This is a genomic window from Bacillus sp. P14.5 (assembly GCF_003316765.1).
Taxonomy (GTDB): Bacteria; Bacillota; Bacilli; order Bacillales; family Bacillaceae_B; genus Rossellomorea.
Map to the genome: position 1 here is coordinate 1 of NZ_NIJF01000083.1, position 14883 is coordinate 14883.

The window sequence follows — 14883 nt, forward strand, 5'->3', positions numbered from 1 at the left end:
ATGTACCCACCTCACTCTTCTGGATACATGAGTTATCAAAAAGCACTCGCTCATGTATCCACCTCACTCTTCTGGATACATGAGTTACACCAAAAGCGCTCTCTTATGTATCCACTCCACCCTGCTGGATACATGAGTTACCCCAAAAGCGGTCGCTCATGTATCCACTTCACTCTTCTGGATACATGAGTTACACCAAAAGCGCTCTCTTATGTATCCACTCAACCCTGCTGGATACATGAGTTATCAAAAAAGCACTCGCTCATGTATCCACTCCACCCTGCTGGATACATGAGTTATACAAAAAGCGCTCGCTCATGTACCCATTTAAGTTATTTAAGGAGTACGCCTTTTGCATCGATCTCATTAATTAGCTAATTGGTTAAAGACCTAACTTTATGGTAAATGCTAATCTCAACGGGAATTGTCACGCCGAATAAATCGACATAATTCGGGTTGTGACAGTCACGCGATGCATTATATGTGACAAAATGCTTAATGGAAGATATTCTATTAATATCTGATAGGAATAGTCCCCTTTATTCCCCTTACCAACACATTAAAGGAGGTGGTTAGTATGAAGGTTGTTTTGGCCTCCCCTAGTTTTCATCAGCAGCGGGGAAATACTGTGACGGTTCAACGGATTGCCGACGGACTCGGGCTCGCGGGTGTAGAAACCGAAATCATTTCTATCGAAGATCATCCGGAGATTTCGACATTCCCTGAAAGCGATTTGATTCACGGTTTTCATGCTTATAAATTTTTTACTTATAAAAAGAAGATGAAAGGAAGTCATCCCCCTTTTGTCATCACAATGACCGGGACCGATATCAACCACGATCTATATGATAGACAAAGACGTGATACTGTCATCCAGTGCTTAATGGAAGCAGCCGTCATAACCGTATTTGATAAAGAAGCAAAAGAAACTCTTATTAGAGAGACTGAAGTCAAAGCATCGAAGGTCCATGTGATCCATCAGGGAACAAGCTCTTTAAAAGCCTCCCAAACCGAGATACAAAAAGAAGAGAATGTCTTTCTTTTTGTCCTTCCAGCCGGGATTCGAAAAGTGAAAAATATACCATTTGCCATCTATGCATTAAATAAGCTGCGTTCAAGGTATCCTCAAATCAGGCTCTTGCTCGTTGGGCCTGTTATTGTGCAGGATGAAGGAGAACTAGTAGAGAAGCTCGCAAAAGAAAATAATGAATGGATTTCCTATATCGGGCAGCTGCCACATCGGGAAATGGGGGCCGTTTATGAACATGCGGATGTTGTACTGAACACTTCTCATTCTGAAGGGCAGCCAGCAGCCATTCTCGAAGCAATGGAAAGAGGACTTCCAGTCATAGCTTCTGATAACACAGGGAACCGCAATATCGTCACACATGGAATGACGGGCTTTGTATACACTAATGAAATCGAATTCCTTGATTATGCGGAAATTTTGCTCAATAATAACGAAATGAGGCATGAATTTGGCAGTTCAGCCAAATCTTACATACTCCGCTATCATTCCAGGGAGTATGAGACCCAAACCCTGCTCTCCATTTACGAGGGGGTCCTCATGGAACAAAAATCTCACAAAATTGAAATGAATAAGGAGTGATCCGATTATGACAAATAAAGACATCTTCAAGTTGACATCATTGTCTACTAAAGGCGGCTGAGGATGCAAAATTGGTCCTGAAGACCTGGCGCAGGTTCTGCGTCATTTGCCTCGATCTGTTGAAGATCCCAATTTACTTGTCGGCCTTGATACATCCGATGATGCCGGCGTATATAAGATCAATGAAGAAACAGCACTGGTTCAAACCCTGGATTACTTTACACCAATTGTGGACGACCCTTATATGTTCGGCCAGATTGCTGCTGCTAATGCCCTAAGCGATGTTTATGCAATGGGCGGCAAGCCGATCACCGTTATGAATATTGTCGGCTTCCCTATTTCCACTTTAGATAAAAGCATCCTGGCTGATATTCTTTCAGGTGCTTCTGATAAAGTAGTTGAATCTGGAGCTGTCCTGGTTGGAGGCCACTCCATTGATGACCAGGAGCCAAAGTTTGGTTTATCCGTTACCGGGGTTGTACATCCTGACCGCATACGCTCCAATGCCGCGGCTCAGCCCGGAGACAAACTGATTCTGACGAAACCTATTGGTGTTGGGATACTGACGACAGCCATTAAGAACGACAAGCTTCCTTCTGAAAACATCCAGGAAGTCATGGAGACTATGGCTGCCTTGAATAAAGACGCTGCAGAAGCAATGGAAGCTTTTCCTGTCAATGCATGTACAGATGTAACAGGCTTCGGTCTTCTCGGACATGCAATGGAAATCGCTGAAGGAAGCAAGAATGGCATCACGATTGAAAAAGATGCAGTGCCGGTCCTTGCGATGACCAAAGAACTAGCGCAGCAAAACATTATTCCAGGCGGCAGCCGTAAAAATCACAAATGGCTTGCAGACAGAGTTGATTATGATGCATCCATTTCTGAAATTGATCAGTTGATTCTTTGTGACGCCATCACCTCCGGCGGCCTGCTGATCTCGGTTCCAGAGGAACATGCAGAGGCGCTGAATTCGGCCTTAAAAGAGAAGAATCTAAATTCAGCAATCATTGGAACTGTTACAAGTGAAAATCCAGGCAGGATTAATGTGAAATAATAAAAAGGGCTCCTATCGAGTCCTTTTTTACAGAATACTTATAGAAGACTTCCTAACTGTTTTTTTAAAAAGGCTCTTTTCGTAAACTTTGTTGCTATTTTTAAAAATTTTCGTAAGCTAATGCTATTAACCACCGGAATTACAGTGATAAGCAAGAAAGAAAAGAGCTTCTCACCCTGTTAAGAGAGAAAAACTTTAGTATCCAGGGATATCCGAAAGCAACAATATATGCGAAAACAAGCTTTTAAAGGAGGAAGTAACTACTTTTAAAGAGGTGCAGCGATGAAAAGAAGCCTATTTCTTACACTATTGATTTTCCTTTCCTTGATAATTTCCGCTTGCGGCAATGCAAATGAAAACCACAGCGGGAATAACGAAAATGCAGACTATACTGATGAAGCAACTGAGAGCGAAGCCTTTACCATAGGGGTTATTCCTGCTCAAACGGAAGGCTCCATGGAAGGGGCAATGGATAAACTGCAAACTTTCCTTACCGATGAAATGGGCAGAGAGGTCGATGTGGAAGTCTACCCTGATTATAATGGAGTTGTAGAAGCGATGAATTATGACAAAATTGATATGGCCTATTTTGGTCCGTTATCTTATGTCATCGCACATGAAAAAAGTGGTGCAAAAGCCATCATTACACAGTTAATTGACGGTGAACCATTCTACCACTCTTACATCATCACGCATAAGGATAATCCTTGGAACTCGTTGGAAGAGTTACTTGAAGACAGTTCTGAAGTGAACTTTGCCTTTGGTGACCCTAACTCTACTTCAGGCTCTTTGATTCCTTCTATTGAACTGAAAGACCGAGGGGTATACCAGTCTGAAGATGAATATGATTTTGAATCTGTTCGTTTCACTGGTTCACATGATGCAACTGCATTAGGTGTGCTGAATAAACAAGTTGATGCAGGAGCCATCGACAGCGCGATCTATAATCAGCTTGTTGATTCCGGCAAAGTGGATGGTGAGCAAATTAAAACTATTTGGGAATCTGAGCCCCTTTTCCAATATCCGTGGGCAGTCCACCAGGATACCGATGAAGAAACGATTGAAGCGTTGCGCACAGCCTTTTTGGGTATAGAAGACCAGGAAGTGCTGGATGCCTTTGGAGCTACAGGTTTTACTGAAGCGAGCAATGAAGACTATGACAGTATCCGGCAGGCAGCCCTTAAAGAGGGACTTATTGAAGAATAGAGTGATTAGGCGTGTGGTTTAAAAAGAGAAGCATCTTCACTTTTCTTATATTGATGTTCTTTGTTTACGTCAGTATGAGACTGACAGAGTTCGATTTATCGAAGTTTAAAGATTTCCGCAATATGATTGACTTTTTATCTCAATGGTTCCCCATGGACTTTTCCCTTTTGCCCAATATGATTGAAGATGGACTGGAAACATTGGCAATGGCGTTTTTAGGAAGCTTTTTCGGTCTCCTGGTCGCCTTGCCTTTAAGTTTTATTTCAGCCAAGAATACGTCTCCGTCCTCCCTTCTTTATCATTCAGCCAGAGTGGGTTTGAGTTTTGTCCGTTCGGTACCTGAGATCGTTTTTGGTTTGATACTTCTTACTGCATTAGGCTTGGGACCCTTTCCTGCGGTGATTGCCATCATGATTCATAATATTGGAGTTCTTGGAAAACTTATATCTGAATTAATCGAAGCATCTGATTCAGGTCCGCAAGATGCAATGAAGGCTGTGGGAGCAAGAAAATGGTTTGCTTATTTCTTCAGTATTCTGCCCCAAATCTGGCCGAATGTGCTTTCACATTACTTTTACAGGTTCGAAGTGGCCATCAGGACTTCACTAGTTCTGGGATTCATCGGTGGCGGCGGTATCGGTCAGAGATTATTTAACGATTTTAAAACCTTTCAATATTCATCCGTTTCACTGGACGTACTGATCATTATGATCATGGTCATTGCGGTTGACTTTTTAGGCAGTTATGTGCGAAATAAAGTCATTTAGGAGGCAGAAGACATGTTAACGATTAAAGATATAAGTGTTCATTACAGAGGATCAAATCAGCCAGCGCTGTCTTCTGTCAATCTTTCCTTTCAGCAAGGAGAGTTTATTTGTATATTAGGAAAAAGTGGTGCAGGAAAATCCACTCTGATTCGAACGATTAACGGCCTGCAGCCTGTTTCAGAAGGAAATGTGTTCTGGAATAGCCGGCCTCTTACTGCCAATAATGAAGAGGAAGCCAGGAAGGTCAGAAGAGAAATGGGCATGATTTTTCAGCATTTCAATCTGGTCCCCCGCCTTTCTGTCATGCAAAATGTGCTGACCGGTATGTTCGGTTACCGCCCCACTTTTAAAAACCTGGTTGGATGGTTTACAGCCGAAGAAATCCAGAGAGCCAACGCGGTCATCTCTGAAGTCGGTCTTTCTGAGTTCACTGAGCGACGGGTGGAACATTTAAGCGGCGGCCAAAAACAGCGGGTCGGAATCGCACGTGCACTTGTTCAGAATCCGAAGGTTCTTCTCGGTGATGAACCGGTCGCCAGTCTTGACCCCGGAACATCCAATCATATCTTCTCCTTGATTAAACAGATGCATGATCAGCATAATTTGCTGACCATCATCAATGTTCATGATGTATCTCTTGCCAAAAAATATGCAGACCGAATCATCGCATTGAAAGACGGCTTGGTGATTTTTGATGGCAAGGCATCTCAATTCACGGAGAAGGAATACATGGAGACCTACGGAGCGGAGAATTACCAGCATGTTTAACGGGAAGGAGCCTGCCTTATGCATAGAAGTCCTTGAGTAGTTGATTCCACGAGGGTCGTGTACGACTCTATTGATGAAAATATCATAACAATGCTTCCACCTAATGAGAAAAAGACGGTGATGCTGACCTTTGATGATGGTCCAGGAAGAGCGCTACCCAGGATTCTGGAAATTCTTCATCAAGAGGAAGTCAAAGCTGCCTTTTTCTGGCAGTCCCGCCTCCTCCACCATCAACGGCCTTGGAAGGAAGTTATAAAGGCTGGTCATATCATTGGCAGTCATTCCTGTAAGCATAGAAATCTCTCAAGGCTTTCTTTCCAAGAACAACACTCCGATCTTTCCAGGTGCAAGGAAACCATTCAAAAAATCATCGGGCAGCCTATAAACTACTTTCGCCCCCCTTTTGGACAATATAATGGCGATACCTTGAGAGCAGCCAGGGAGTTGGGGATGCAAGTCGTAATGTGGAGAATTGCTTCACTAGACTGGGAACTGAAAGCTGATCCCCCAAAAATCGTCGACTATGTGATTGACAATTTGGAAGACCGTGCAATCCTTCTTTTGCATGAATTACCGCAGACGGTAGAAATACTGCCTTTATTAATCTCGCAGATCAAACAAGCAGGCTACCAATTCGGCCTCCTTGATTAGAGAAAATGATTAGATACGCCCTATCAATATCAAAGATGTACTAGTATGGAGGCTTGTTTTCCAGCCGGAGCGTACAATGGAGGGAAATATCGAACAAACAACGCAGTTTAAACAGGGATACTCGGTTTGTAGTGATTTTCATATGTATTGCCCCTAAGATGTAAGGGCGGTTAATTTCAAAAATCAATGACTCGCCCTCCTCCTTGACTAACCATTCGATTGGGAAGATATGTTGGACAGTAACGAAATCATTACAATGCTTTTTCTATAAGCTTTAACGGGAATGAATGTTTTCCACTTCCCCATTAGACAGTTTCAGAGTTTCTATAATAAATATTTTTTCTCTTCAGTTATCACTAGATGCTGTCACACAGACTAGCATTCGGTTTAGCAAAAATGTTTCATATATGCCGCTTTACTCTGGCACATTAGTAATTTACATAGTCAGCCCTTTCAGATTATAATAATTAACTGCAATGCTTCTTCCTATAAAATGATTGATTTTTCACCCCTATATACTATTTGATGGGAGGCTAAAGAATGACAGTCTTTGATAAGAATATAAATGGTTCAGAATTTCATTGGGATATGGAAAAAGGAGAATTTCAATTTGAGAATGATGAAGTCGTATTATTCTGGGTTAATACAGCCTTCAAAACCCTCCTTGATTCTATTGAAGAAATAGCTGGAGAAAAAGAAGCTAAGCTTGTGCTGGAAACTGCAGGATACCGGACCGGCATTACTGTAAGCAAGTTTTACAGCGAGACCATAGGAAAAGCGGAAGAAATCTTAAAAAAGCTCCCAAATACCTACTTGACGGCGGGTTGGGGCAAAACAGATATCGTTTCGGTTTCCTTTGAAGAAAAGACAGCTGTGATACGAGTACAAAATGGCTGGGAGTATAAGGTGAATACAGCTCAGGAAAAAGATCATGAAGGGACCTTCCTTCCTGGTCATTGGGCTGGTGTATTTTCAAGTTTATTCGGGGAAACGGTCTGGTACGAGGTTACCAAGAGCCAGATTGCAGGCGACGAGTGTAGTGAATATAGGTTCTATCCTTCATCAGTGACTCCTTCGCTGAATGTGAATACCTTGATTACAGAACAGAAAAAGGCAGCACAAGCGGAATTGGATACTATCACGAGAGAAAGGACGGAATTTTTGTCGGAAACAATTAAAGAAATTTCTTCTCCCATCATTCCCGTGATGGAGTCGATCTTGGTTGTTCCTTTGGTAGGACCTTATAATGAGCTAAGAGCTGAAGAACTGCTGGACAGGACATTGTTGAATCTTCCTCGTTATAAAGCTACACATCTGATTGTCGATTTAACGAGCCTTAAAGGGGTGGATGATTACACTCTTACTTTTATTGATAAATTTGTACAGGCAACCTCCATTTTAGGAACAAAGTGCATACTGGTTGGAATTTCCGCGGAACTCAGCATGCAAATCACAAACCGGGGCCACAAGATCAACAGGGTTCCTTGCTTTTCCATCCTTCAGCAAGGCGTTATGCATGCACTAGATGAACTTGGTTTTGAACTTTCAAAGAAATAATCCCCAAACAAAAAGAGCATTAAATCAACATAATTTAGTGCTCTTTCCTTGTTTAAAGAATATCAGGTTCCTTGCATCTATTCTTTCTACCTAAGATTTCAAAGAACCAGCACGCTTTCTATTACACTACAGTATAAGGGTCCAGCTGCCCTGTTCCTTTATCCCTTCCTTTTCGCCAGTTCAGCCCGGTTATGGGCGAGTGGCGGCTGTTCGAGCCAACCATTCTCAATCAACAGTTGTGCGCCTTCATTCGCATATAATCCTATTTCCGCCAACAGGCGTGTATAATCCAACGCGATATCCCTTCGCTGTGTGACAGCTAAACCTGCACCATAGAAACCGATGGAGGCAGAAACAAGCAGCACGATATGATTCAGCATCAACTTTTCTGAATAAGGAGACGTAATAGAATCGGTTACTTCAGAGGCAAGTGTCGGTGGTGTAGACAGGTCCGATTTCTGCAAGATGTCCCTGAAGACAGAATAATGCTTTTCGCAAATGTCTTTTCCCAGCAAAAAGAATTTTTGAACCGGCTTGGATTTGCATACTTGTCCAAAGGCTATCTCCAATGTAATTTTCACTACAGTTTTCTGCACGTTGTAACTGATTCCGCTGATCTCAGATGCCGTGAGAGGACGTTTCTTCGCAAACCATCCTGCCATATAACGCTGCTGGTCGATCATATCCACCCCATTAGGAATATCTATATTGGGCGGTCTTGTGTATATTCCCTTTTTCAGCATAAGATCAAGAATTCTCTTGTAGAGCTTCATCGTAGCGTAATTGCACTCAGTAAAGTAATCAATCTGATCTTCCCTTGCAGAAGTACCTACTGCACCCGAATACCCTGTCATGCCATGAAGTGTCATAACATGCATATAAACAAGCAAGAATTTGTCTGTGAACAATGCAGGGGCATTCATATTGACATCATCATCTAATGTAAAACCTTTAGGAACCGGGTAATCTTCTTTGTTAAAAAATTCAGTGATGCTCACCAAATGGGTTTTCGCCATTGAAATGGCTTGGTCAATAACTTCTTTAATTTCTTCATCATTTACCTTGCTGACTGCATGTGACAATATACAAATCGAAAGAGAATCATTTATGTACTGCGTCCACAGGTTAGCTATCTCGGCAGAGGAAAGTGATACGTTGTGGCTAGCGTTTTCCAAGTCAAAAACCTCCAATCCACTAATTCTATTTATATAATTTACCTCCTTTCTCTTTATCATTCACTTTTCCCCTCAATTTTTAACTGTTAGTTATAATATAGCCATGGAGGGAAAAGTAAAGATGGACACCATTTAAACGCAGGTTGTATTATGCGCTGCCAAATTAAAACATACCAGCATAGCTATTAAAGAACGATAAAATTAAGGAGGCTGTTTCATGAAAAAATGGGCTTTTGTCTCGGATTTCGACGGTACTATCTCCGAACAGGATTTTTATGATCTTGTGATAGAAAAATATTTCGAAGAAGGAAGAGCGTTATACACTCAATGGAAGAACGGCGAAATGAAGGATATTGAATTTCTAGGAGAAGTCTTTAAAAATATCAATGAGAAAGAAGAAAATCTCATAAAAGAAATACAGAATATACCGATCGATGAATTTGCGATGGGTTTTATTAAAAAAGTTCAGCAGCATGGCGGTGACTTCTTTATTCTTAGCGCTGGCACCGACTATTACATCCAGCACTTACTCGCCCACTATGGAATCGAAAATGTGAAAATTTATTCCAACGAAGGCTATTTTGAGAATGAAGGCGTTCACCTAAACCTGGATGAATCCCACCCTCACTATCATGAACGGTATGGAATTGATAAGTCCATCGTGATTCAGGATTTACAAAAAGAGTATGAAACGGTTCATTTCATCGGGGACAGTGAGCCGGATACACATCCTGCCATGCATGCGGATCTTGTGTTTGCCAAAAAAGCCTTGCAGGATATGCTGCGTGAAAAGGCTATACCTTTTGTTGCAGTGAAAACTTTTCAGGAAGTAGATTCATATTTGGACAAAGAGGGCTACTTTTAAAAACAAAGGACCGGGGATATCCCGGTCCTTATAACATATTTGTGCTCTTACATGAAGAAGATAAATGTGATTGAAGACTTCCAATTAATATGCCGAAAGAATTCCTGTTAATTTCAAAAAAACCCTCACTGAAAGCGAGGGAGATTTTAATGAATTCAATTGGCAGCCCTTAAGCATGTTCCTTTCTTATCTCGACGAGTAAATCCCTTCAACTTTGTAAGCGACGGCTTCCGTAAGCTCAGTCGTCATCTCCGGCAAAATTGAATTCAGTAATGGGTTTACCATCTTGGCAAGCGGACCCTCTGCATTAATCTCCAGGTATCCAGTCATATTTGATGAATTAACGCCGATCGCTTCTGCCTGAAAGTAACCATGTCCATGGAACCTCTCATTCATACCGGTTAAATTAAATGTCACCATGGAAGGCTCTTTCCAGTCGATTATATCCACTTTTAAGTGAATCTTCTTCTTTAGAAAACCTACTTCTGTCTTGAATTTCCAAGTTGATTCCCTCTCATTAAAAATCTCATGTTCCATATAACCTGGAACCAAGGGCGCCCATATATCCATTACACTGACAAATTTCCAAAGCTCCTCCACCGAAGCTTCCACTTGCATTTTATGAAGGCCAGACGGCATACGATCTCCTCCCAGATGTCTTCTTGCGCTACTGTATATTCATATTATTTAAAGCAAAGGTTATTACAGGAATACTGGCCGTTCCCGAGAATAATGCTTATTACATTACATGCTTAAAGCGTCCAAAATTCCCCCTGCCTGATTTGATTCAGCACGTTATAGGAAATGCATACGTTTTAATGGAAGAGAATTTGATACAGCTCTGAGAAGATGAACAATGAAAAGTAAACAGAAAAAAAGAGAGCTGATCAGCTCTCTTTCACCTAATTAATTCTTAGTCTTCAATAACAACCTTTTGCATTACATCGCCATTTTTCAGGGATCTTGCTGTTTCAAGACCGGAAGTCACTTTACCGAATACAGTATGAACACCGTTCAAATGAGGTTGAGGCTCATGAACAATAAAGAACTGGCTTCCGCCTGTGTCTTTTCCTGCATGTGCCATAGAAAGAGATCCAGCTTCATGCTTATGAGGGTTTCCTTCTGTTTCGCAAGGGATCGTGTAGCCGGGACCGCCTGTACCTGTTCCTTGAGGACACCCTCCTTGGCTTACAAAGCCAGGGATGACACGGTGGAATGAAAGACCATCGTAGAAACCTTCTTTCGCAAGCTTAGAGAAATTCTCAACTGTACCTGGTGCTTCATTCGGAAATAGGTCAAATTCAACCTTTTCACCATTCTCAAATTGTATGTATCCTTTTTTAGCCATCGTTATAACACTCCTATTCATTAGAAATCAATTATTATAATACCATGATTTTCATCAGAAGAAAAAGATTGTGAAGGATTTCAGGGAAATCGGCGGCAAGCAGCACCGATTTATCCTGTCTTTCCTACTATCCACCGACTTAGTTTTCCTTCTCTTTCGGCCACATCTGAGCATCGGCTTCTACCAATCCAAGCAGTCTCTCTCTTCTTTTCACGAGATTCGATTCAGCAATATTGAATTCTTGATTGGGTTTCACCGGCAGCCCCTCGTCGCGAAGGAACTCTAATTTCATAGGCGGCGGCGTTTGAATCGCGGGCTTGAAAAATACTTTATGAAGGGTTTCCATATAGTCGTTGACACTGGACCTGGCTTGTTTCATCCATACCTTATTTGGCTTGTATTCATCTTCTACACCGTATTCATAAACCGTTAAGGCCTCATCCAAAATAGCCAGCGCCACCGCGGAAGATTCACTGTTTTTCTCTGAATGGTAATAATGCAAAATGGGATACGCTTTATGCTGCTGTGTCAGAATGCTTAATTGCGAAGACAGGTCCTTCAGCAGGAAGTCGATGCTGTGAAAGTTCTGCCCGTTCCAGCTTTGTTTCACGAGGGAAACCCAATTTGTTCCTTGTCCAGTTACATTCTTGGCAAAAGAGCGTTTCTGGACGACTCCGCTGAGTACCGATACGACATAGGAAACAGACAAAGTTATGAACAGCATCCCGCTCCCTGTAGCAACAGTTGTAACTAACTGCCAGGTTCCTTTTTGTGGAACATAGTCTCCTATCCCCAGAGTGAATAGGGTAAAGCCTACATAGTAAACTCTTTCCATCCATGACGTTACCGGAGTCATATCTGGTGTAAGAAGAATCGATCCAGCATCGGCTGAAAACACCAGCGTCCAGCCAACCCATAGCAGCAGAATCCAGCTTATCAATGTAAGCGACAAAACCACAGGGCCGGCCAGCCTCAAAAGATTAAAGTGTTTAGTGCTCACTTTTCTTAAGATGAACCAGCACATTTTTCCCATTCGCCTTGATAAAGGTCCTCCTCCTCCATCGACCCAGATGGTTGTCCATAATAAATCGACAGCCACAAGGAAAAGAACCGATATCCCCAAAAAAAGATATAGTTCATTCAATCCTGATCTTCCTTTCCTTTGATGCACGTTGTTCCTGATAATTGTTTAAAATACCCGCTGTCCTGTGTTAACAAACATTATTTGGAAAGGTAAGTATTTCCCCTTCATGTGTTAACTTATTTATGATAGGGTATAATACAGTAAGGCTCCTCCCGAATTCTTATCGCTTGTTGCGGGACACTTAACCACTGTACGGATCGGGAGGGGCCTTACTGCCATCATACATACGACAGGAAAAGCTTGCGGTCACTTGTCCGCAAGCTTTTTTGGTATACATTCAAAAGACATCATTCATCTTGTTCAGCAGATAACAGATTTTCACAGCAATTTAGACGACACTTTCCAGTTGCATGCTGCTTGTTCTTCTAAAATTTAGATACTCGACGAATACACGATATCTTCTATCAAAAATTTGAAGTGACGCAAAAAGCTTCCTCCTACATATTTACCCCTTTTGTCTGATAAGAAGCACCATCATCATTCCAAACAGGCCTATCACACCCACCAGTGCACCTGTCAATGCAAAGGGCAGGCTATCCCACCCGCCAAAAAAAGCTGCAGACAGCAGGGCAAACAGTCCCCCTGCCAATGCAGCCACATAAAATGCGGCAAATCTCTTGGATTTTTTCACATTCCGGGTCAACGCCAAAGTAACAATCAACAATAAAACACTTCCAATAACCAGCATGTTAACCCTCCTTTAAATAATGTTTAGTTGAAGGACTGCCTTTAGTTCAAAAGATAATATGTAAAAAAACTAAGAAAAAGGAATGGAGAAATATCTCCACTCCATTATTGTATCCAAGTTACAGCATCTGTGTGATGATCTTTATCAAAGTGTTTCACTTCTAAATTCGGCATCATATCTTCAATCTTTGCACCCATCTCAAGCAGTTTCTTGTCGCTGACTACTGCTACTTTATTGAATTCATGCATATGATCTTTTCCGAATAGAAAATCCTCTTTCAGCGCTTTCATGGAGAAATCCATATCATTCACGACTAATAGAAGATTCATATCCTCATTAGGTGTTTTTTTCTCGTGAAAAGCTTTTTCAAATTCCTTCATATCATCTTTCGTGTAATCTCCTGTTACTTCAACTTCCATAAGATCATTTCTTCCACTAGGGATAATGGTAATCATATTCATTCCTCCTTAATCGGTGTCTTCTTCCGTTTATACCCTACATTTCTAAGGAGTTAAACTTCACCAACACATCAAAAAAGGGGGAGGACTAGTCTGCCTTCACTCCTGCTTCTACATAACTTCTAATCAACAGCCATTTTCCATCAATTTTCTTAAATGTATCAAAAAATAAATTCGCCGTCTCCAATGGCTTGCCATCAATGATCATTGAAGCCGATATTATCGCCATCGCCTCATCATCCCGCAATGAAGTGGTCCATAAAGTTTTCAGAAGCCATTTAGAGCCGCTTTCCTTCGCATAAGAAAATCCCTGCTCCCACCCTTGAAGCGATTCCTCATAACCAAAATCCATGATTTCCCCATTGGATGTAACTTCCCTTGCCTTGTAATCCCTTGACATTGCTGCTGCAAGCCTTTCCAGATCTGAAGAGCTCCATATCTCCATAAAATCCTCAATAAATGATTCAAACTTCATTTTCATTCTCCTTTCTATTAAACTATGAAACGAGATTCCTCAAAAGTCAGTCAGGTAAATATTAACATATTTGAGTGGTCGATAAACACCCTTAGCTCAGCACCTGCCTGATATCAACTGTTGCAGGATTATTCCTAGAAACGGCAAGTTTCCTCCTTAGCTTTTCAGGTCCTTATTGAAATATCTCCTGAATTTCTATAAAAGCAACTAGTTTTTAATACGAGTCTCCATCTTCCTCTGACAATCGATAAACTGCTTCCCATTAAAGTTCATCTTGTAAATATCCGGCATCTCCAGCCTCTTCCAGAATTCAAAATCGTATACTTGATCAAAATAATTCATGATCAATACCATGAGATTCCCATGTGTGCCTATGACTACATTCTTTTCCTTATATTCCTCAAGAACTTTTAGAAGAGATTGAACCCCTCTGTCTTGTGCAGCCAGATTGGATTCGCCCCCTTCCCAGGAGAAGGTCCAGTCCTCCCATGCCTTGCTCATGACTGTTTGAAAATCTGCTGCTGGCGCTTCAGTTAACGTACGCTCTTTAAAATCCTCAATATGTTGGATTTTCTTTCCGTAATAGTCAGCAGCACCCTCAATCGTTTGAACTGCCCTCAGATAAGGACTCGATAGAAAAACATCAATATTCTCTCCTGCCAGTACTTCCGTAATTTGATCTCTGTCTGCGAACCCCTTATCCGACAAGGGCCTCTCCAGTTCATCCGGTGTATATACCGAATGTGCATGCCGAACAAAGTAAATAGTAGTAGCCATGAATAGCTCCTTTCATACAAATGTATTCCATTTATAGTACGAAACACCCGCTGCATAGATTCAGCTTTAAACTATAAGTGAGGAGGGCTGTGATTTATACAGCTTAAATTACATATTTTAAAAATTGGTGCTGTTTAAGGTGCATTTATACAGCACCTTCTTATTCAAATCAGAATGTGATGCTGTTTAAATTGCTTTTAAACAACACGATAACTTACAAATCTAAATGTGATGCAGTATAAAGTGCATTTATACTGCACGATCTGTAACAAATCAATATTTGATGCTGTTTAAAGTCCATTTATACTGCACGAAGACCTACAAAACAAAATATAATG

16 protein-coding genes are annotated in these 14883 nt (G+C 41.4%); 8 read left to right on the top strand and 8 right to left on the bottom strand.

Annotated elements, in window-relative coordinates:
* Positions 1-577: 577 nt before the first annotated feature.
* The 7 genes from B9Z54_RS14600 (at position 578) to B9Z54_RS14630 (ending at position 7615) form a co-directional block, all read left to right on the top strand.
* A complete protein-coding gene (locus tag B9Z54_RS14600) occupies positions 578-1609 on the top strand; it encodes a glycosyltransferase (protein WP_113929091.1) in 1032 nt (343 codons plus the stop codon).
* A gap of 7 nt (positions 1610-1616) precedes the next feature.
* The gene (selD, locus tag B9Z54_RS14605) at positions 1617-2666 is read left to right on the top strand and encodes a selenide, water dikinase SelD (RefSeq protein ID WP_113929092.1); all 1050 of its coding nucleotides are present in this window, start codon (positions 1617-1619) and stop codon (positions 2664-2666) included.
* 282 nt (positions 2667-2948) lie between these two features.
* Positions 2949-3872, top strand: coding sequence for a phosphate/phosphite/phosphonate ABC transporter substrate-binding protein (gene phnD, locus B9Z54_RS14610; protein ID WP_113929093.1), 924 nt, complete (start codon positions 2949-2951; stop codon positions 3870-3872).
* Positions 3873-3883: 11 nt separating this feature from the next.
* A complete protein-coding gene (gene phnE, locus B9Z54_RS14615; protein WP_113929094.1) occupies positions 3884-4639 on the top strand; it encodes a phosphonate ABC transporter, permease protein PhnE in 756 nt (251 codons plus the stop codon).
* A 12-nt stretch (positions 4640-4651) separates the two neighbouring features.
* Positions 4652-5407: a phosphonate ABC transporter ATP-binding protein gene (phnC, locus tag B9Z54_RS14620; RefSeq protein WP_113929095.1), complete on the top strand. Its 756-nt coding sequence runs from the start codon at positions 4652-4654 to the stop codon at positions 5405-5407.
* Between the two features lie 57 nt (positions 5408-5464).
* The gene (locus B9Z54_RS14625) at positions 5465-6058 is read left to right on the top strand and encodes a polysaccharide deacetylase family protein (protein WP_240189937.1); all 594 of its coding nucleotides are present in this window, start codon (positions 5465-5467) and stop codon (positions 6056-6058) included.
* A 540-nt stretch (positions 6059-6598) separates the two neighbouring features.
* Positions 6599-7615 carry an STAS domain-containing protein gene (locus B9Z54_RS14630; RefSeq protein WP_113929096.1) on the top strand — a complete coding sequence of 339 codons (1017 nt, stop codon included), beginning with the start codon at positions 6599-6601 and terminating at the stop codon, positions 7613-7615.
* A gap of 158 nt (positions 7616-7773) precedes the next feature.
* Here B9Z54_RS14630 and B9Z54_RS14635 read toward each other — a convergent pair whose 3' ends face one another.
* The gene (locus B9Z54_RS14635; protein ID WP_113929097.1) at positions 7774-8850 is read right to left on the bottom strand and encodes a DUF3231 family protein; all 1077 of its coding nucleotides are present in this window, start codon (positions 8848-8850) and stop codon (positions 7774-7776) included.
* Positions 8851-9007: 157 nt separating this feature from the next.
* Between B9Z54_RS14635 and B9Z54_RS14640 the strand changes: the two genes are divergently transcribed.
* On the top strand, positions 9008-9655 hold the full coding sequence (locus tag B9Z54_RS14640; protein WP_113929098.1) for an MtnX-like HAD-IB family phosphatase: 648 nt from the start codon (positions 9008-9010) through the stop codon (positions 9653-9655).
* Between the two features lie 186 nt (positions 9656-9841).
* Here B9Z54_RS14640 and B9Z54_RS14645 read toward each other — a convergent pair whose 3' ends face one another.
* The 7 genes from B9Z54_RS14645 to B9Z54_RS14675 all read right to left on the bottom strand — a co-directional run bounded on the left by B9Z54_RS14645 (position 9842) and on the right by B9Z54_RS14675 (position 14545).
* Positions 9842-10294, bottom strand: coding sequence for an SRPBCC family protein (locus tag B9Z54_RS14645; RefSeq protein WP_113929099.1), 453 nt, complete (start codon positions 10292-10294; stop codon positions 9842-9844).
* Positions 10295-10568: 274 nt separating this feature from the next.
* Positions 10569-11003 (bottom strand): peptidylprolyl isomerase, encoded by a 435-nt coding sequence (locus tag B9Z54_RS14650; RefSeq protein ID WP_113929100.1) that lies wholly within the window; start codon positions 11001-11003, stop codon positions 10569-10571.
* A 139-nt stretch (positions 11004-11142) separates the two neighbouring features.
* The gene (locus tag B9Z54_RS14655) at positions 11143-12147 is read right to left on the bottom strand and encodes an ion channel (RefSeq protein ID WP_113929101.1); all 1005 of its coding nucleotides are present in this window, start codon (positions 12145-12147) and stop codon (positions 11143-11145) included.
* A gap of 445 nt (positions 12148-12592) precedes the next feature.
* Positions 12593-12835 carry a hypothetical protein gene (locus B9Z54_RS14660; protein WP_113929102.1) on the bottom strand — a complete coding sequence of 81 codons (243 nt, stop codon included), beginning with the start codon at positions 12833-12835 and terminating at the stop codon, positions 12593-12595.
* Positions 12836-12939: 104 nt separating this feature from the next.
* Complete coding sequence (locus B9Z54_RS14665; RefSeq protein WP_162785231.1) at positions 12940-13290, bottom strand: SpoIIAA family protein; 351 nt, start codon at positions 13288-13290, stop codon at positions 12940-12942.
* A gap of 91 nt (positions 13291-13381) precedes the next feature.
* The gene (locus B9Z54_RS14670) at positions 13382-13768 is read right to left on the bottom strand and encodes a nuclear transport factor 2 family protein (RefSeq protein ID WP_240189938.1); all 387 of its coding nucleotides are present in this window, start codon (positions 13766-13768) and stop codon (positions 13382-13384) included.
* Positions 13769-13975: 207 nt separating this feature from the next.
* Complete coding sequence (locus tag B9Z54_RS14675; RefSeq protein WP_113929105.1) at positions 13976-14545, bottom strand: histidine phosphatase family protein; 570 nt, start codon at positions 14543-14545, stop codon at positions 13976-13978.
* Positions 14546-14883 lie beyond the last annotated feature (338 nt).